We start from the raw sequence: 15,349 nt of genomic DNA on the forward strand, positions 1-15,349 counted from the left end.
ACGAGGCAGTGGCAATGATCAGGATTTCACGCATCACGGGCGCGGCGCTGCTGGCGCTGGCGGCCCTCGGGGTGCTGCCCGCCGCGGCGCAGCCCGCGCCGACCGCCGAGCAGATGATCGAGCAGCTCAAGGCCGCGCCCCAGGCGCCGCGCACGCGCAGCCTGCGCAACCTCACGGTGGAGGCGGCGTCCGCCGCGCGGCCTTCGCTGTCGCTGCTGATCCAGTTCGACTTCGACTCGGCGCGCGTGCGCCCCGAGAGCCAGCAGGCGCTGGCCAACCTGGCGCAGGCGCTGCAGTCGAGCGAGCTGTCCGCGTCCAAGTTCGTGATCGAAGGCCACACCGACGCCAAGGGCCGCGCCGACTACAACCAGCGCCTGAGCCAGCAGCGCGCCGACGCCGTGCGCGACTACCTCGCGCAGCAGGGCGTGGCCGTGGTGCGCCTCACCGCGGCCGGCAAGGGCTCGAGCGAGCCGGCCAATGCCGCCGATCCGTTCGCCGCGGAGAACCGGCGCGTGCGCATCGTCAATCTCGACTGATTTCCAGTCAAAACAGCCCAAGGTCCAGGCGGCGCGGTTCATGAGTGCTATGAAAAATATAGCAACCCCGGCGGGGCCGGCGGCCCGGCGCTGATGCAGCGCTGGCGCTCCATCCTGCTGCCGCTGGGCGGCCTGCCCGCGCGGCGCGTGACCTGGGGCCTGGCGGCGCTGTTCTCGCTGTGGGCCGTGCTGGACGTGATGGTGCTGCACGTCAGCGGCGGGCTGGCGCAGTCCACCTACGACGCCATGGTGCGCGCGCGCTTTCACGCGGCCGCGCCCGATCCGCGCGTGGTGATCATCGACATCGACGAAGCCTCGCTGGCCCGCATGGGGCGCGAGTTCGGCCGCTGGCCCTGGCCGCGCGACACGCTGGCGGCGGTGCTCGATCACGTGGAGAAGCAGCAGCCGGCGGCGCTGGTCTGGGACATCATCTTCTCCGACCCCGACCGCCTCAACCCGGGCGGGGATGCGGCATTCAACGAGGCCGTCCGGCGCAGCCCGCGCAGCCATTTCTCCGTGGTGCGGCTGCCCCGGGCCAACGATGGCGCGAGCCAGATCACGCGCGCCCAGCTGCCGGGGCTGTGGCTCACGCCGCAGGACGGCAGCGCCACCGTGGCGCTGATCGCGCCGGCGCTGCCGGCGGTGGCGGCCGCGCGGCTGGGCTTCAACAACGGCTACCCGGACAACGACGGCATCCTGCGGCGCTACCGCGCGTTCGAGCAGCTGCCCGACGGCAGCGTGATCCAGTCGATCGCGCGCTCGGTGGCCGGCAGCCTCCAGCCCGCGCCCGGCCAGGACGCCGCCCCGGCCGACCGCGACGCGCTGATCGCCTGGCGCAAGCGGGCCCAGAGCTACCCGCGCGTGAGCTTCGCCGACGTGTTCGCGCAGGCCGACGGCGGCCGGCCGCTGGGCGCCGTGCCGGATTTCGCGGGCAAGCTGGTCATCATCGGCGCCACCGCGCCCAGCCTGCACGACATTCACCCCGCGCCGCTGTCGGCCACGCAGGCCGGCGTGGAGTCGCTGGCGACGGTGATCGACAACGCGGTCAACCAGCGCCACCTGGCCGAACTGCCGCGCTGGCTGCAGGCGCTGCTGGCCGTGCTGCTGTGCGCCGGCATCGCGCTGTGGGTGCAGGTGCGCTCCGTGGCCTCGCTGGCGCCGGCCCTGCTGGTGCTGCCGGCCACGCTGCTGGGCATCAGCTACCTCACGCTCAACGGCTCGCCGGTGTTCGTGGACCTGAGCCTGGCGGCCGGCGTGGCGCTGGTGTTCCTGGCGGTGCTGCGGTACTGGAACCGGCTGCGGCGCGAGTACTGGTGCCTGCCGCCGGCGCCCGGCGCGGGGCCCCTGTGGGTCTGGCCCTGGCTGCGCGCCACGCCCTGGGTGGACTCGGCGCTGGACCGCCTGCTCGACGCCGTGGAGCGCCACGCGCCCGGCTGCCGCGTGATCGTGCTCGACGCCCACTACGTCTGGCCCGGCCGGCTGCGCTGGCCCGAGCTGGCGCGCTGCGCCGCGGTGGTGGGCTCGCGCGAGGCGCTCCAGGCGGCGCGGCCCGCGCTGGAGCCCGCCCTGGGCCGGCTGGCGCAGCGCAGCGGCGAACCCGTGCCGGTGCAGGTGCCGGCCGGGCCCGGCGACGGGCGCGAGGCCCTGGCCACTACCACATTCATGGCATGGGCGGCCCTGCAAAATCCGGGTACAACCCATGGCTGAAAGACACACCGGCATGACATCCAAGCTCGCTCCCAGGTATTTCCTCGCCCTGCTCGGCCTGCTGGCGGGGCTGTGCAGCCATGCCCAGACCACCACGGCGCTGCGCGCCACCGAGCTGCGCGCGGACAAGCTCGGCTCGTCGCCGGTGCTGTCGTCGCTGGCCGCCGGCACCACGCTGCGGGTGCTTGGCATCGAAGGCGGCTGGGCCCAGGTCGAGAGCGCCGGCAAGACCGGCTGGGTGCGCGCCAGCGCCGTCAACCTGCAGGCCGGCAGCTCGGCCGCGGCCAGCGTGAGCAGCGGCCGCGAGGCCAGCGGCAACACCGCCCTGACGCTGGGCGTGCGCAGCCTGCCGCCGCGCGCCAACCGCCATGCGCTGATCATCGGCATCGGCCGCTACGCCGATCCCGCCACGCCGTCGCTGCCGGGCACGCGCATCGACCGGCAGTCGGCCACCCAGATGGCGCAGGCCATGCAGGTGCCGCAGTCCAACATCCGCTACCTGCAGGACGAGCAGGCCACCGGCGACAACATCCGCAAGGCGCTGGCCGATCTCACGGCCCAGGTGCAGGACGGCGACCGCGTGTTCATCCACTACTCGGGCCACGGCACGCGCTACAACGACCCGGCCGCCGGCGGCTGCGTGGAGGCGCTGCTGGCCTATGACGGCGGCCAGAGCGGCACCATCACCAACCGCGAGATGGCCGACCTGCTCAAGACCATCACCGGCAAGACCGACAAGCTGTTCGTGATGTACGACGCCTGCCACTCGGGCGGCCTGGTCAATCTGGCCTCCGGCGCGCGCACGCGCGGGCTGGCCAACGCCAACGACGAAGGCCTGCTGCGGCCCAAGTTCTCCGCGATCTCCGAGGAGTGCGGGCGGCCGGTCAACGTGAAGACGCGCAACCTGCTGGTGGAGAGCACCGCCAAGGGCGCGCTGCCGCAGGACATCATCCACCTCTCGGCCTCGCGCGACAACGAGATCAGCTTCGACGATGAACTCAAGGGCGGCCTGGCCACCCAGTTCATGCGCGACTGCATGCTGCGCGACGCCCGCGACCTGGACGACTCGGGCGCCATCAGCATCGACGAGATCAAGCAGTGCGCGCAGGAGAAGATCAACAAGCGCATGCAGAACGACGCGAATTTCAAGCCCCACAACCTCACGCTGTCGGGCAACGCGGGCTTCGTGCCGGCCTGGTTCGGCCAGGCCCTGCCGGCCGCCGCGCCGGCGGCACCGGTGGCGGCAGCCGCTCCTGCAACCACCGTGGCGCCCGCAGCGCCTGTGGCGGCCGCACCCACCGCCGCCGCGCCGCCGCCGCTGACCGGCGCGCAGGCGCTGCGCCAGATGTTCGACCAGCGCGACGCCAAGCGCCGCGTGCAGGTGACGCTTGGCAAGAACAAGCTGCGCATCGGTCAGGACGCGCTCGATTTCTCGGTGCAGTCCGACCGGCCCGGCTACGTGTACGTGGCGCTGGCCGGATCCGACAACAAATCGGTCTACCTGCTGTTCCCCAACGACCTGGACCAGAACAACAAGCTCGAGGCCGGCCAGCAACTGCTGCTGCCGCGCCCGAACTGGCGCGTCAAGGCCGGCGGCCCGGCCGGTATCGACAACCTGCTGGTGCTGGTGAGCGACGGCCCGCGCGACCTGACCCCGCTGGCCGCCTCCAAGGCCGGCCCGTTCGTGTCCTCGCTCAACGACGCCGAGGGCCGGGCCCGGCTGGGGGCCCTGCTGTCGACCTCGCGCATGGTGAGCGGCCAGGAATGCGCGAGCCCGGCCGCCCGCAAGAACAACCCCTTGTGTTCCGACGCCTTTGGCGCCTCGATGCTGTCCGTGGAGGAAGTGAAATGAAATCCCTGGTTGCTACTTTTTTGATAGCGCTCGTTGTCCAGCCCGCCTGGACCCAGAGCCCCAATGACTCCAAAAACGGTGCCATCGGCCCGCTGCCCGGCGGCTGGCTGGTGAGCCCGGCCGAGGCGCGCGAGTTTCGCGGCGAGGACGGCTTCAACGAGCCGCCCGCGCTGCGCCCGCGCGCCGTGGTGCCGCAGATCGACATCCTCAAGCCCGAGCCGGCGCCCGACCTCAAGGTCAAGGCGCCGTTCCCGATCACGGTGCAGTTCAAGGCCCAGAACGACGCGGCCATCGACCCGGCCACTTTCAAGGTGATGTACGGCGCGCTCAAGATCGACATCACCAGCCGCATCACCAAGTACGTCAAGGTCTCGCCCGAGGGCTTCTCGCTCGAGAACGCGCAGATCCCGGCCGGCCGGCACCGCCTCACGCTGCAGGTGCAGGACGAGAAGCAGCGCGTGGCCGAGCGCGAGCTGCGCGTCGAGGTCGAGTGATCCGCGGCCTCAGAACGTAAACACGTTTTCAGCGCGCGCGTGCCCCGCACCGCCGCGCCGATGAACAGAGGCCCTAGACGCCGGCGGCGTGCGCCTGCTGGTCGGCGTGGTAGCTGGAACGCACCATCGCGCCCACGGCGGCGTGCGAGAAGCCCATCTTGTAGGCCTCTTCCTCGAACATCTTGAAAGTGTCGGGGTGCACGTAGCGGCGTACCGGCAGGTGGCTGGTGCTGGGGGCCAGGTACTGGCCGATGGTCAGCATGTCGATGTCGTGCGCGCGCATGTCGCGCATGACCTGCAGGATTTCCTCGTCGGTTTCGCCCAGGCCCACCATGATGCCGCTCTTGGTCGGCACGTTCGGGTGCAGGGCCTTGAACTTCTTGAGCAGGTTCAGGCTGAAGGCGTAGTCGCTGCCGGGGCGCGCTTCCTTGTACAGGCGCGGCGCGGTTTCGAGGTTGTGGTTCATCACGTCGGGCGGCGCGGCCTTGAGGATCTCCAGTGCGCGGTCGTCGCGGCCGCGGAAGTCGGGCACCAGGATCTCGATCTGCGTGCCGGGCGAGAGTTCGCGCGTCTTCCGGATGCACTCGACGAAGTGGCCGCTGCCGCCGTCGCGCAGGTCGTCGCGGTCCACGCTGGTGATGACCACGTACTTGAGCCGGAGCCGGGCGATCGTCTTCGCCAGGTTCTCGGGCTCGTTCACGTCCAGCGGGTCGGGCCGGCCATGGCCCACGTCGCAGAACGGGCAGCGGCGCGTGCACTTGTCGCCCATGATCATGAAGGTGGCCGTGCCCTTGCCGAAGCATTCGCCGATGTTGGGGCAGGAGGCTTCCTCGCAGACCGTGTGCAGGTTGCTCTCGCGCAGGATCTGCTTGATTTCGTAGAAGCGCGTGCTCGGGCTGCCGGCCTTGACGCGGATCCACTCGGGCTTCTTGAGCACCTCGCCCTGTTCCACCTTGACGGGGATGCGCGACAGCTTGGCCGCGGCCTTCTGCTTGGCCGAGGCGTTGTAGGTTTCGACGGATTGCGCTTCGCGCACGACTTCGGTGGTGCTCATCAGATCACGGTGCGAGGTAGGTGCCGAGCTTCTGGCCCAGCACGCCCGCAGCTTCGTCCCAGGTGGTTGATACGCCGATTGTAGAAAGATCGACGGTTGCGAGCCCGGCGTAGCCGCAGGGGTTGATGCGGGAGAAGGGTTCGAGGTCCATCGCCACGTTGAGCGCCACGCCGTGGTAGGTGCAGTGGCGGCTGACCTTGATGCCCAGGGCGGCGATCTTGCCCAGGCCGCGGAACGGGTCGCCGGGCGAGGGCTCGCCAGGGCGCGCCGCGACCGGCGCGCGCGGGCCGGTCAGCGCCGCGTGCGAGAACGGGTCGTCCAGCCGCACGTAGATGCCGGGTGCGCCGGCCACGCGGTGGCCGGTCACGCCGTAGTGGGCGAGCGTGCGCAGCACCGCCTCTTCGATGCGGTAGACGTATTCCTTGACGTAGTAGCCCGCGCGCTGCAGGTCGAGCAGCGGGTAGGCCACCACCTGGCCGGGGCCATGGTAGGTGACCTGGCCGCCGCGGTTGGTGGCCACCACCGGAATCGCGCCGGGCACCAGGATATGGCCGCTTTGGCCCGCAAGTCCTTGTGTGTAGGTGCTCGGGTGCTCACAAATCCATAGCGCATCGGGGGTGTCTCCGGTGCGCGAGGCGGTGAAGTCCTGCATCGCCTGGTAGGTGGGCAGGTAGTCGACCCGGCCCTTGACGCACAGCTCCATGCGTCAGAGCACGACCTTCACCATCGGGTGCGAGGTCAGCGCGCGGTACAGGTCGTCGAGCTGCTCGCGGCTGGTCGCGGTGACGGTGACGGTGACGCCGAGGTAGTTGCCGGCCTTGCTGTCGCGCAGCTCGATGGTCGAGGCGTCGAAGTCGGGGTCGAACCGGTGCGCGATCTCGGTGATGGCGTGCACGAAGCCGTCGGCCTTGGCCCCCATCACCTTGATGGGGAACTTCGAGGGGTACTCGATCAGCGAGTCGCGGCGCGGATCGGTGGGCGAGGGCTCGGTCGCGGCCGGGGTCAGTGGGGTCGTGGTCATGGGCTGGGCTCCTGTTTGGCACACTGGTAACCTGCGTGCAACTGGGCATAGATGGGGCCGGGGCGGCCGTTTCCAACCGGCTGGCCGTCCAGCGTGGTGATGGGCAGCACCTCCTTGGTGGCCGAGGACAGGATCAGCTCGTCGGCGCCGAACACTTCGCTGCGGGCCAGGCGCCGCAGCTCGAAGCCGATGCCGCCGGCGCGGCAGAGCTCCTCGATCAGGCCATAGCGGATGCCTTCGAGCACCAGATGGTCCTTGGGCGGCCCCATGACGACGCCGTGCTTCACGACCCAGACGTTGCTGGCCGCGGCCTCGCTCAGGAAGCCGTCGCGGAACATCACGGTCTCCAGCGCGCCGGCGTCGGCGCTGATCTGGCGCGCGAACACCGCGCCCAGCAGGCTCACGCTCTTGATGTGGGCCTTCTGCCAGCGGAAGTCGTCGGCCGTGACGCAGGCCACGCCCTGGCTGCGCTGCGCCTCGGTGGGCAGCTTCATCACGTTGGTCATGACGAACACGGTGGGCGGGATGTCCTGCGGCATCACGTGGTCGCGCATGGCCACGCCGCGGGTCACCTGGATGTACACCAGTTGATCGGATTTTTCGGCAGAGGTCCCCGTGGATCGGGCAAAGTCTGCTATCAGTTTGAGAGCGATCTCGCGCCACTGCGCGTGCGTGAGCGGGTTCGCCATGCGCAGCTCGCGCAGGCTGCGGTCGAGCCGCGCCATGTGCTGGGCGAAGCGGAACGGCTGCCCGCCATACACCGGCACCACCTCGTAGACGCCGTCGCCGAAGATGAAGCCGCGGTCCAGCACGCTGATCTTCGCGTCCTTGAGCGAGGTGAACTCGCCGTTGAGGTAGCAGGGGAGGTCGGGCAGGGTGTTCATGGCCTGATTATCGGCAGGGGGCGGCGTCATTTCCAGAGCAGCACCGCCGCGATGGCCAGCCAGCCCAGCCCGAGGTTGATCTTGGCCAGCAGCGTCACCTGCCCCAGCCGGCGGCCCGCCTCGGGCCAGTTGTGCGCGGCGACGGCCTGCTTCAGGCGGCGGTAGGGCGAGGCATGGAGATGGCCGAAGATCAGCATCATCAGCACGCCCAGGCCGAGCATGGCGTGCCAGCCCGCCGGCGCGGCCTTCATGCCGACGGCGGCCAGCATCAGGGTGCCCGTGAGCAGCAGCACCGCGATGCTGACCCACACCACGATGAAGAAGCGCCCCAGCACCGCGGCCATGAGCGGCAGGCGGACCGGCGCCTCGAGCTGCGCCGCGACCGGCGGGCGCAGCGCCAGCATGATGAACGCCATGCCTCCGATCCAGAAAATGGCGGCGGCGAGATGCAGGAGCTTGAGCAGGTTGTCCATGGCGGTCTTCGGGGGAGTTGCGGGGGCGCGGCCATTGTGACGCGGCACGCAAAACACCTGCGATCGGGCGGCTTATCCGACGGGTCGCACGGAAATGGTTGGACGCTGCGGGTTTTTACTTATAATCAATGGCTTTGTAGAAATTTCGGGCCGTAACCTGAGCGTAATTTGAAATGACAACAATCGCTCCAGTTCCCGAGGTGGATGCAGAGGTGCCCGATTTCAAGCCGCTGACCGCCGAAGAGGCGCAGCAGCTGCGCGAAAAGGATCCGCCGGTTTCCCCTTGGCGGGTGGTTGCGGGGCAGGTCGTGGTGGGGCTGCTGGTGGCATTGGCCGCCTGGGGCCTGACCGGGAGGCAAAACATAGGTTGGTCGGCCGGATACGGCGCGCTGGCAGTGGTGATTCCCGCTGCCCTGTTCGCGCGGGGGCTGATGAGCCGCGTGTCTTCCGTCGGCACGGCAGGGCAGAGGGCGGGTGCCGCGGCATTCAGCTTCCTGCTGTGGGAAATGGTCAAGATTGCCTTGACGGTCGCAATGCTGTTTGCGGCGCCAAGGCTGGTTGCCCACTTGAGCTGGCCAGCAATGCTGATCGGCCTGGTGGCGACGATGAAGGTGTATTGGGTGGCGCTTGTGTTCAAGGACGCATTTCGCCCGAAACGTAAAACGACGTAAAAGACGAGCAAACAGATGGCTGCTGAAAACGCTGCAGAGAATTTGGCCCACGCAGGCCCGACCGCCGGTGAGTACATCGCTCACCACCTGACGCATCTGCAGAACAAGCCGATGCAGGGCGTTGTCGATTTCACGGTCTTCAACCTCGATTCGATCTTCTGGGCCGTGCTGCTGGGCGTCGTCGGCAGCCTGCTGCTGTGGAAAGCCGCCAAGTCCGCCACCGCGGGCGTGCCGGGCCGCTTCCAGGCCGCCGTGGAAATCCTGGTCGAGATGGTCGACAGCCAGGCCAAGGGCATCATCCACAACGCCAACAGCCGCAAGCTGGTGGCCCCGCTGGCGCTGGCCGTGTTCGTCTGGATCTTCCTGATGAACGCCATGGACCTGCTGCCGGTGGACCTGCTGCCCAAGGTCTGGGGGCTGTTCTATGGCGCCGCTGGCCACGACCCCCACCATGCCTACCTGCGCGTCGTGCCCACGGCCGACCTGTCGACCACGCTGGGCCTGTCGGTCTCGGTGCTGCTGGTCTGCCTGGTCTACAACATCAAGATCAAGGGCCTGGGCGGCTGGCTGCACGAAATGGTGTCCGCTCCGTTCGGCGGCCACCCGATCCTCTGGCCGTTCAACTTCGTGTTCCAGATCATCGAATTCATCGCCAAGACCGTCTCGCACGGCATGCGACTGTTCGGCAACATGTACGCCGGCGAGCTGGTGTTCATGCTGATCGCCCTCATGGGCGGCGCCGCCGCCGCGTCGCTGTCGGGCGTGCTGCTGCCGATCGGCCAGATCATCGCCGGCACCGTCTGGGCGATCTTCCACATCCTGATCATCACCCTGCAGGCCTTCATCTTCATGATGCTGGCGCTGGTGTATGTCGGCCAGGCGCACGACGCCCACTGATTTCCCTTTCCCTTCCCTTTCAACTCACCAACTTCCATCCACAGGAGCAAAAAAATGGAACACGTACTCGGCTTTGTCGCACTCGCCGCTGGTCTGATCATTGGTCTGGGCGCCATCGGTGCCTGTATCGGTATCGGCATCATGGGCAGCAAGTACCTCGAGTCGGCCGCCCGTCAGCCCGAGCTGATGAACGAACTGCAAACCAAGATGTTCCTGCTGGCCGGCCTGATCGACGCCGCCTTCCTGATCGGCGTCGGTATCGCGATGATGTTCGCGTTCGCCAACCCCTTCGTGCTGAAGTAATCGTTCGCTTGTCCATCAACTGACTGAAAGGGTGTTGCTGTGAGCATCAACGCAACCCTGTTCGTCCAGGCGATTGTTTTCGCGATCCTGGTGTGGTTCACGATGAAATTCGTGTGGCCACCCATCGCTGCTGCGCTCGACGAACGTGCCAAGAAGATCGCCGACGGCCTCGCTGCCGCCGACAAAGCCAAGTCCGAGCTGTCCGCCGCCAACCAGCGCGTGGAGGCCGAACTGGCCAAGTCGCGCAACGAGACGGCTGCACGCCTGGCGGATGCCGAGCGCCGTGCACAGGCGATTGTCGAAGAAGCCAAGACCAAGGCCACCGAAGAGGGCAACAAGATCGTTGCCGCTGCCAAGGTGGAAGCCGAACAGCAGACCGTGAAGGCCCGCGAAGCCCTGCGCGAGCAGGTGGCCGCGCTGGCGGTCAAGGGCGCCGAGCAGATTCTCCGCAAGGAAGTCAATGCGGGCGTCCACGCCGATCTGCTGAATCGCCTGAAGACCGAGCTGTAAGAGGGACAACCATGGCTGAACTTGCCACCATTGCCCGTCCTTACGCCGAAGCGCTGTTCAAGGCTGCCGGTGCCGACCTGGGCGGCACGGCCGCCTGGGTCAGTGAGCTGGCCGAGATCGCCGCCAACCCTCAGCTGCAGCAGTTTGCCGACAATCCCAAGGTCACGGTGAACCAGGTGTTCGACGTGATGGCCGGGGTGGCCAAGTCGGCCCTGCCCGACACGGCGAAGAACTTCCTGCGCACCGTGATCGAGAACGGCCGCCTGGCCGCGCTACCCGAGATCGCCGCGCAGTTCCGCGCGCTCAAGAATGCGCAGAGCGGCTCGTCCGACACGGTCGTGTACAGCGCCTTCCCGATCGACGGCGCGGCGCTGGCCGATGTGGCTGCCGCGCTCGAAAAGCGCTTCGGCCGCAAGCTCAATGTGAGCGTCGAGCTCGAGCCGGCGCTGATCGGCGGCATTCGCGTGGTGGTGGGCGACGAGGTGCTGGACACCTCCGTCAAGGCCCGTCTGGAACAAATGAAAATGGCCCTCACTGCCTGAGCCCCAGGCTTGAGCTGTTGGCAATTTAACGAAAGAAGGAAAGAGTCATGCAACTCAATCCCGCAGAAATCTCCGAACTGATCAAGAGCCGCATCGAAGGGCTGGCCGTCAGCGCCGACATCCGCAACCAGGGCACCGTCGTCTCGGTGACCGACGGCATCGTCCGCATCCACGGCCTGTCCGACGTGATGCAGGGCGAAATGCTGGAATTCCCCGCCACCAAGGACGGCGCCGCCACCTACGGCCTGGCGCTGAACCTCGAGCGCGACTCGGTCGGCGCCGTGATTCTGGGCGAATACGAGCACATCTCCGAAGGCGACACCGTCAAGTGCACGGGTCGCATTCTGGAAGTGCCGGTCGGCCCCGAGCTGATCGGCCGCGTGGTCAACGCCCTGGGCCAGCCGATCGACGGCAAGGGCCCGATCAACGCCAAGATGACCGACGTGATCGAAAAGGTCGCTCCCGGCGTGATCGCGCGTAAATCGGTGGACCAGCCGATGCAGACCGGCCTCAAGTCGATCGACTCCATGGTGCCCGTGGGCCGTGGCCAGCGCGAGCTGATCATCGGCGACCGCCAGACCGGCAAGACCGCCGTGGCGATCGACGCGATCATCAACCAGAAGGGTCAGAACATGACCTGCGTGTATGTCGCCATCGGCCAGAAGGCGTCGTCCATCAAGAACGTGGTGCGCGCACTGGAGCAAGCCGGCGCGATGGAATACACCATCGTCGTGGCCGCCTCGGCCTCCGAGTCCGCCGCCATGCAATACGTGTCGGCCTATTCGGGCTGCACCATGGGCGAGTACTTCCGCGACCGCGGCCAGGACGCCCTGATCGTGTACGACGATCTGTCCAAGCAGGCCGTGGCCTACCGCCAGGTCTCGCTGCTGCTGCGCCGCCCGCCGGGCCGCGAAGCCTACCCCGGCGACGTGTTCTATCTGCACAGCCGCCTGCTGGAGCGTGCCGCTCGCGTGAACGCCGACTACGTCGAAGCCTTCACCAAGGGCGAAGTCAAGGGCAAGACCGGTTCGCTGACCGCGCTGCCGATCATCGAAACGCAGGCCGGCGACGTGTCCGCGTTCGTGCCGACCAACGTGATCTCGATCACCGACGGCCAGATCTTCCTGGAAACCAGCCTGTTCAACGCCGGCATCCGCCCCGCCATCAACGCCGGTATCTCGGTGTCGCGCGTGGGTTCCTCGGCCCAGACCAAGATCATCAAGGGCCAGTCCGGCGGTATCCGTACCGACCTGGCGCAGTACCGAGAGCTGGCTGCGTTCGCGCAGTTCGCCTCCGACCTGGACGAGTCCACCCGCAAGCAGCTCGACCGCGGCGCCCGCGTGACCGAACTGCTCAAGCAGACCCAGTACAGCCCGCTACCCATCAGCCTGATGGGTGCCTCGCTGTTCGCGGTGAACAAGGGCTTCATGGACGACGTCGAAGTCAAGAAGATCCTGGCATTCGAGCATGGCCTGCACGCCTGGCTGAAGGACAAGCACGCCGCCCTGCTGGCCAAGCTGGAAGACAGCAAGGCCATGGACAAGGACGCCGAGGCCGAGCTGACTGCCGCTGTGGGCGCATTCAAGAAGACCTTTGCTTGATTTCCACCTGACGAATTAGGAGCCATCGATGGCAGCAGGCAAGGAACTACGCACCAAGATCAAATCGGTGGAAAACACCAAGAAGATCACCAAGGCCATGGAAATGATTTCCGTGTCCAAGATGCGCAAGGCGCAGGAGCGTATGCGCGCCGCCCGTCCTTACAGCGAGAAGATCCGCAACATCGCCAGCAACCTGGGGCAGGCCAATCCGGAGTACGTGCACACGTTCATGAAGACCAACGACGGCAAGTCGGTGGGCTTCATCGTGGTGACGACCGACAAGGGCCTGTGCGGTGGCTTGAACACCAACCTGCTGCGCGCCGTGACCACCAAGCTGCGCGAGACGCAGTCGGCCGGCAAGACGGTGCAGGCGGTGGCCATCGGCAGCAAGGGTTTGGGTTTTCTCAACCGTGTGGGCGCCAAGGTGGTGTCGCATGTGACGCACCTGGGTGACAAGCCGCATCTGGACCGCCTGATCGGCCCGGTCAAGGTGCTGCTGGACGCCTACGCCAAGGGCGAAGTGAGCGCAGTGTACCTGTGCTACAACGATTTCGTCAGCACCATGAAGCAGGAGCCGGTGGTGTCGCAGCTGCTGCCGCTGTCGGCCGCGGCGATGCATGCGGAAACGCAGGCCAGCGGCACGCAGCACGGCTGGGACTACATCTACGAGCCCGACGCGCAGACCGTCATCGACGACCTGCTGGTGCGCTACGTGGAAGCACTGGTGTACCAGGCCCTGGCGGAAAACATGGCCTCGGAGCATGCGGCGCGCATGGTGGCCATGAAGGCCGCCACCGACAACGCCGGCAATGTGATCGGTGAGCTGAAACTGATCTACAACAAGACCCGGCAGGCCGCGATCACCAAAGAGCTGTCTGAAATCGTGTCCGGCGCCGCGGCGATCAGCGGCTGATCGCCCACGCCCACAGCACAGCAAGATTCAAATTTACTGGAGCAAAAAATGGCTCAAGCCCAAGGAAAAATTGTTCAATGTATCGGCGCCGTGGTGGACGTGGAGTTCCCGCGCGATCAGATGCCCAAGGTGTACGACGCCCTCAAGATGGAAGGCTCCGCGCTGACCCTTGAAGTGCAGCAGCAGCTTGGCGACGGCATCGTGCGCACCATTGCACTCGGCTCGTCCGACGGCCTGCGCCGCGGCCTGATCGTCTCCAACACCGGCAACCCGATCACGGTGCCCGTGGGCAAGGCCACGCTGGGCCGCATCATGGACGTGCTGGGCTCGCCGATCGACGAGCGCGGCCCGGTCAGCCAGGAACTCACCGCCTCCATCCACCGCAAGGCCCCGTCGTACGACGAGCTGAGCCCCTCGCAGGAACTGCTGGAAACCGGCATCAAGGTGATCGACCTGATCTGCCCGTTCGCCAAGGGCGGCAAGGTGGGCCTGTTCGGCGGCGCCGGCGTGGGCAAGACCGTGAACATGATGGAACTCATCAACAACATCGCCAAGGCGCACTCGGGCCTGTCGGTGTTCGCCGGCGTGGGCGAGCGGACCCGCGAAGGCAACGACTTCTACCATGAAATGGCCGACTCCAAGGTCGTGGACCTGGAAGATCTGCCGAACTCCAAGGTGGCCATGGTCTACGGCCAGATGAACGAGCCGCCGGGCAACCGCCTGCGCGTGGCCCTGACCGGCCTGACCATCGCCGAATCCTTCCGCGACGAAGGCCGCGACGTGCTGTTCTTCGTCGACAACATCTACCGCTACACGCTGGCCGGTACCGAAGTGTCCGCCCTGCTGGGCCGCATGCCTTCCGCCGTGGGCTACCAGCCGACGCTGGCCGAGGAAATGGGCCGCCTGCAAGAGCGCATCACCTCCACCAAGGTCGGCTCGATCACCTCCATCCAGGCCGTCTACGTGCCCGCCGATGACTTGACCGACCCGTCGCCCGCCACCACCTTCGCCCACCTGGACTCCACCGTGGTGCTGTCACGCGACATCGCCTCGCTCGGCATCTACCCCGCCGTGGACCCGCTGGACTCCACTAGCCGCCAGCTCGACCCGCTGGTCGTGGGGGCCGACCACTACGAAACTGCCCGCGCCGTGCAGGGCACGCTGCAGCGCTACCGCGAACTGCGCGACATCATCGCGATCATGGGCATGGACGACCTGGCGCCGGAAGACAAGCTGGCCGTGGCCCGCGCCCGCAAGATCCAGCGTTTCCTGAGCCAGCCGTTCCACGTGGCCGAAGTGTTCACCGGCTCGCCCGGCAAGTACGTGCCGCTGGCCGAAACCATCCGCGGCTTCAAGATGATCGTGGCCGGCGAATGCGACCACCTGCCCGAGCAGTCGTTCTACATGGTCGGCAGCATCGACGAAGCCTTCGAGAAGGCCAAGAAGGTCTAAGCGATGGACACCACGCACACCATCCACGTCGATGTCGTGAGCGCCGAAGAGTCCATCTTCTCGGGCGAAGCCAGGTTCGTGGCCCTGCCCGGCGAAGCGGGCGAGCTCGGCATCTACCCGCGCCACACGCCGCTGATCACGCGCATCCGGCCCGGCTCGGTGCGCATCGAGAAGGCCGACGGCAGCGAGGAGTTCGTCTTCGTGGCCGGTGGCATTCTTGAAGTGCAGCCGAACTGCGTGACCGTGCTGTCCGACACCGCCATCCGCGGCAAGGACCTGGACGACGAGAAGGCGACGGCGGCCAAGGCCGCGGCCGAGGAAGCGCTGAAGAACGCCAAGAGCGAGCTGGACCTGGCCAAGGCTCAGTCCGAACTCGCCGTGATGGCGGCCCAGATCGCCGCCCTGCGCAAGTACCGCCAGAAGAAATAAGCCTTCGTTC

Annotated in this window: 18 protein-coding genes; 13 read left to right on the forward strand and 5 right to left on the reverse strand. The window is 67.2% G+C overall.

Features of this window, described 5'->3' with window-relative positions; all coding sequences use genetic code 11:
• The first annotated feature begins 14 nt into the window (after positions 1-14).
• The 4 genes from MMF98_RS15380 (at position 15) to MMF98_RS15395 (ending at position 4,589) form a co-directional block, all read left to right on the forward strand.
• Positions 15-536, forward strand: a complete 522-nt coding sequence (locus MMF98_RS15380; RefSeq protein ID WP_243307472.1) for an OmpA family protein — start codon at positions 15-17, stop codon at positions 534-536.
• Positions 537-629: 93 nt separating this feature from the next.
• A complete protein-coding gene (locus MMF98_RS15385) occupies positions 630-2,243 on the forward strand; it encodes a CHASE2 domain-containing protein (RefSeq protein ID WP_243307474.1) in 1,614 nt (537 codons plus the stop codon).
• Positions 2,236-4,095, forward strand: a complete 1,860-nt coding sequence (locus MMF98_RS15390) for a caspase family protein (RefSeq protein ID WP_243307475.1) — start codon at positions 2,236-2,238, stop codon at positions 4,093-4,095. The genes MMF98_RS15385 and MMF98_RS15390 overlap by 8 nt, the downstream gene beginning before the upstream one ends.
• Positions 4,092-4,589 (forward strand): hypothetical protein, encoded by a 498-nt coding sequence (locus MMF98_RS15395; protein WP_243307477.1) that lies wholly within the window; start codon positions 4,092-4,094, stop codon positions 4,587-4,589. The genes MMF98_RS15390 and MMF98_RS15395 overlap by 4 nt, the downstream gene beginning before the upstream one ends.
• Before the next feature lie 73 nt (positions 4,590-4,662).
• On the opposite strand, the gene lipA is transcribed toward MMF98_RS15395, so the two are convergent.
• Genes lipA through MMF98_RS15420 form a run of 5 tightly spaced genes read right to left on the reverse strand, consistent with a single transcriptional unit; the run spans position 4,663 to position 8,021 of the window.
• Positions 4,663-5,643, reverse strand: a complete 981-nt coding sequence (gene lipA / locus MMF98_RS15400; RefSeq protein ID WP_243307478.1) for a lipoyl synthase — start codon at positions 5,641-5,643, stop codon at positions 4,663-4,665.
• A gap of 4 nt (positions 5,644-5,647) precedes the next feature.
• Positions 5,648-6,346, reverse strand: a complete 699-nt coding sequence (gene lipB / locus MMF98_RS15405) for a lipoyl(octanoyl) transferase LipB (protein WP_243307481.1) — start codon at positions 6,344-6,346, stop codon at positions 5,648-5,650.
• 3 nt (positions 6,347-6,349) lie between these two features.
• On the reverse strand, positions 6,350-6,664 hold the full coding sequence (locus MMF98_RS15410) for a YbeD family protein (RefSeq protein ID WP_243307483.1): 315 nt from the start codon (positions 6,662-6,664) through the stop codon (positions 6,350-6,352).
• Entirely contained in the window at positions 6,661-7,548 is an 888-nt protein-coding gene (locus MMF98_RS15415; protein ID WP_243307485.1) for a D-amino acid aminotransferase, read from the reverse strand. The genes MMF98_RS15410 and MMF98_RS15415 overlap by 4 nt, the downstream gene beginning before the upstream one ends.
• 26 nt (positions 7,549-7,574) lie before the next feature.
• Complete coding sequence (locus tag MMF98_RS15420) at positions 7,575-8,021, reverse strand: CopD family protein (protein WP_243307488.1); 447 nt, start codon at positions 8,019-8,021, stop codon at positions 7,575-7,577.
• A 173-nt stretch (positions 8,022-8,194) separates the two neighbouring features.
• Between MMF98_RS15420 and MMF98_RS15425 the strand changes: the two genes are divergently transcribed.
• Genes MMF98_RS15425 through MMF98_RS15465 form a run of 9 tightly spaced genes read left to right on the forward strand, consistent with a single transcriptional unit; the run spans position 8,195 to position 15,339 of the window.
• Positions 8,195-8,692 carry an ATP synthase subunit I gene (locus tag MMF98_RS15425; RefSeq protein WP_243307489.1) on the forward strand — a complete coding sequence of 166 codons (498 nt, stop codon included), beginning with the start codon at positions 8,195-8,197 and terminating at the stop codon, positions 8,690-8,692.
• A 15-nt stretch (positions 8,693-8,707) separates the two neighbouring features.
• On the forward strand, positions 8,708-9,589 hold the full coding sequence (gene atpB / locus MMF98_RS15430) for a F0F1 ATP synthase subunit A (protein WP_243307491.1): 882 nt from the start codon (positions 8,708-8,710) through the stop codon (positions 9,587-9,589).
• Between the two features lie 54 nt (positions 9,590-9,643).
• Positions 9,644-9,892 (forward strand): F0F1 ATP synthase subunit C, encoded by a 249-nt coding sequence (gene atpE / locus MMF98_RS15435; RefSeq protein WP_011827793.1) that lies wholly within the window; start codon positions 9,644-9,646, stop codon positions 9,890-9,892.
• A 39-nt stretch (positions 9,893-9,931) separates the two neighbouring features.
• On the forward strand, positions 9,932-10,402 hold the full coding sequence (locus MMF98_RS15440; RefSeq protein ID WP_243307493.1) for a F0F1 ATP synthase subunit B: 471 nt from the start codon (positions 9,932-9,934) through the stop codon (positions 10,400-10,402).
• An 11-nt stretch (positions 10,403-10,413) separates the two neighbouring features.
• Positions 10,414-10,944 (forward strand): F0F1 ATP synthase subunit delta, encoded by a 531-nt coding sequence (locus tag MMF98_RS15445; RefSeq protein WP_243307495.1) that lies wholly within the window; start codon positions 10,414-10,416, stop codon positions 10,942-10,944.
• A gap of 47 nt (positions 10,945-10,991) precedes the next feature.
• Positions 10,992-12,545 carry a F0F1 ATP synthase subunit alpha gene (atpA, locus tag MMF98_RS15450; RefSeq protein WP_243307496.1) on the forward strand — a complete coding sequence of 518 codons (1,554 nt, stop codon included), beginning with the start codon at positions 10,992-10,994 and terminating at the stop codon, positions 12,543-12,545.
• Positions 12,546-12,573: 28 nt separating this feature from the next.
• Positions 12,574-13,458: a F0F1 ATP synthase subunit gamma gene (gene atpG / locus MMF98_RS15455; protein ID WP_243307497.1), complete on the forward strand. Its 885-nt coding sequence runs from the start codon at positions 12,574-12,576 to the stop codon at positions 13,456-13,458.
• Between the two features lie 48 nt (positions 13,459-13,506).
• Positions 13,507-14,910: a F0F1 ATP synthase subunit beta gene (gene atpD / locus MMF98_RS15460; RefSeq protein WP_243307499.1), complete on the forward strand. Its 1,404-nt coding sequence runs from the start codon at positions 13,507-13,509 to the stop codon at positions 14,908-14,910.
• 3 nt (positions 14,911-14,913) lie between these two features.
• Positions 14,914-15,339 carry a F0F1 ATP synthase subunit epsilon gene (locus MMF98_RS15465; RefSeq protein ID WP_243307501.1) on the forward strand — a complete coding sequence of 142 codons (426 nt, stop codon included), beginning with the start codon at positions 14,914-14,916 and terminating at the stop codon, positions 15,337-15,339.
• The last annotated feature ends 10 nt before the right edge of the window (positions 15,340-15,349 follow it).

The organism is Variovorax terrae, assembly GCF_022809125.1.
Classification (GTDB): Bacteria; Pseudomonadota; Gammaproteobacteria; order Burkholderiales; family Burkholderiaceae_C; genus Variovorax_A; species Variovorax_A terrae.

Coding starts and splice junctions, on each gene's coding strand:
- lipA (WP_243307478.1), bottom strand. CDS start 5,643: ATGAGCACCACCGAAGTCGTGCGCGAAGCGCAATCCGTCGAAACCTAC.
- atpD (WP_243307499.1), top strand. CDS start 13,507: ATGGCTCAAGCCCAAGGAAAAATTGTTCAATGTATCGGCGCCGTGGTG.
- atpG (WP_243307497.1), top strand. CDS start 12,574: ATGGCAGCAGGCAAGGAACTACGCACCAAGATCAAATCGGTGGAAAAC.
- atpB (WP_243307491.1), top strand. CDS start 8,708: ATGGCTGCTGAAAACGCTGCAGAGAATTTGGCCCACGCAGGCCCGACC.
- MMF98_RS15410 (WP_243307483.1), bottom strand. CDS start 6,664: ATGACCACGACCCCACTGACCCCGGCCGCGACCGAGCCCTCGCCCACC.
- atpE (WP_011827793.1), top strand. CDS start 9,644: ATGGAACACGTACTCGGCTTTGTCGCACTCGCCGCTGGTCTGATCATT.
- MMF98_RS15390 (WP_243307475.1), top strand. CDS start 2,236: ATGGCTGAAAGACACACCGGCATGACATCCAAGCTCGCTCCCAGGTAT.
- MMF98_RS15445 (WP_243307495.1), top strand. CDS start 10,414: ATGGCTGAACTTGCCACCATTGCCCGTCCTTACGCCGAAGCGCTGTTC.
- MMF98_RS15395 (WP_243307477.1), top strand. CDS start 4,092: ATGAAATCCCTGGTTGCTACTTTTTTGATAGCGCTCGTTGTCCAGCCC.
- MMF98_RS15420 (WP_243307488.1), bottom strand. CDS start 8,021: ATGGACAACCTGCTCAAGCTCCTGCATCTCGCCGCCGCCATTTTCTGG.
- MMF98_RS15380 (WP_243307472.1), top strand. CDS start 15: ATGATCAGGATTTCACGCATCACGGGCGCGGCGCTGCTGGCGCTGGCG.
- MMF98_RS15425 (WP_243307489.1), top strand. CDS start 8,195: ATGACAACAATCGCTCCAGTTCCCGAGGTGGATGCAGAGGTGCCCGAT.
- lipB (WP_243307481.1), bottom strand. CDS start 6,346: ATGGAGCTGTGCGTCAAGGGCCGGGTCGACTACCTGCCCACCTACCAG.
- MMF98_RS15385 (WP_243307474.1), top strand. CDS start 630: ATGCAGCGCTGGCGCTCCATCCTGCTGCCGCTGGGCGGCCTGCCCGCG.
- MMF98_RS15415 (WP_243307485.1), bottom strand. CDS start 7,548: ATGAACACCCTGCCCGACCTCCCCTGCTACCTCAACGGCGAGTTCACC.
- MMF98_RS15465 (WP_243307501.1), top strand. CDS start 14,914: ATGGACACCACGCACACCATCCACGTCGATGTCGTGAGCGCCGAAGAG.
- atpA (WP_243307496.1), top strand. CDS start 10,992: ATGCAACTCAATCCCGCAGAAATCTCCGAACTGATCAAGAGCCGCATC.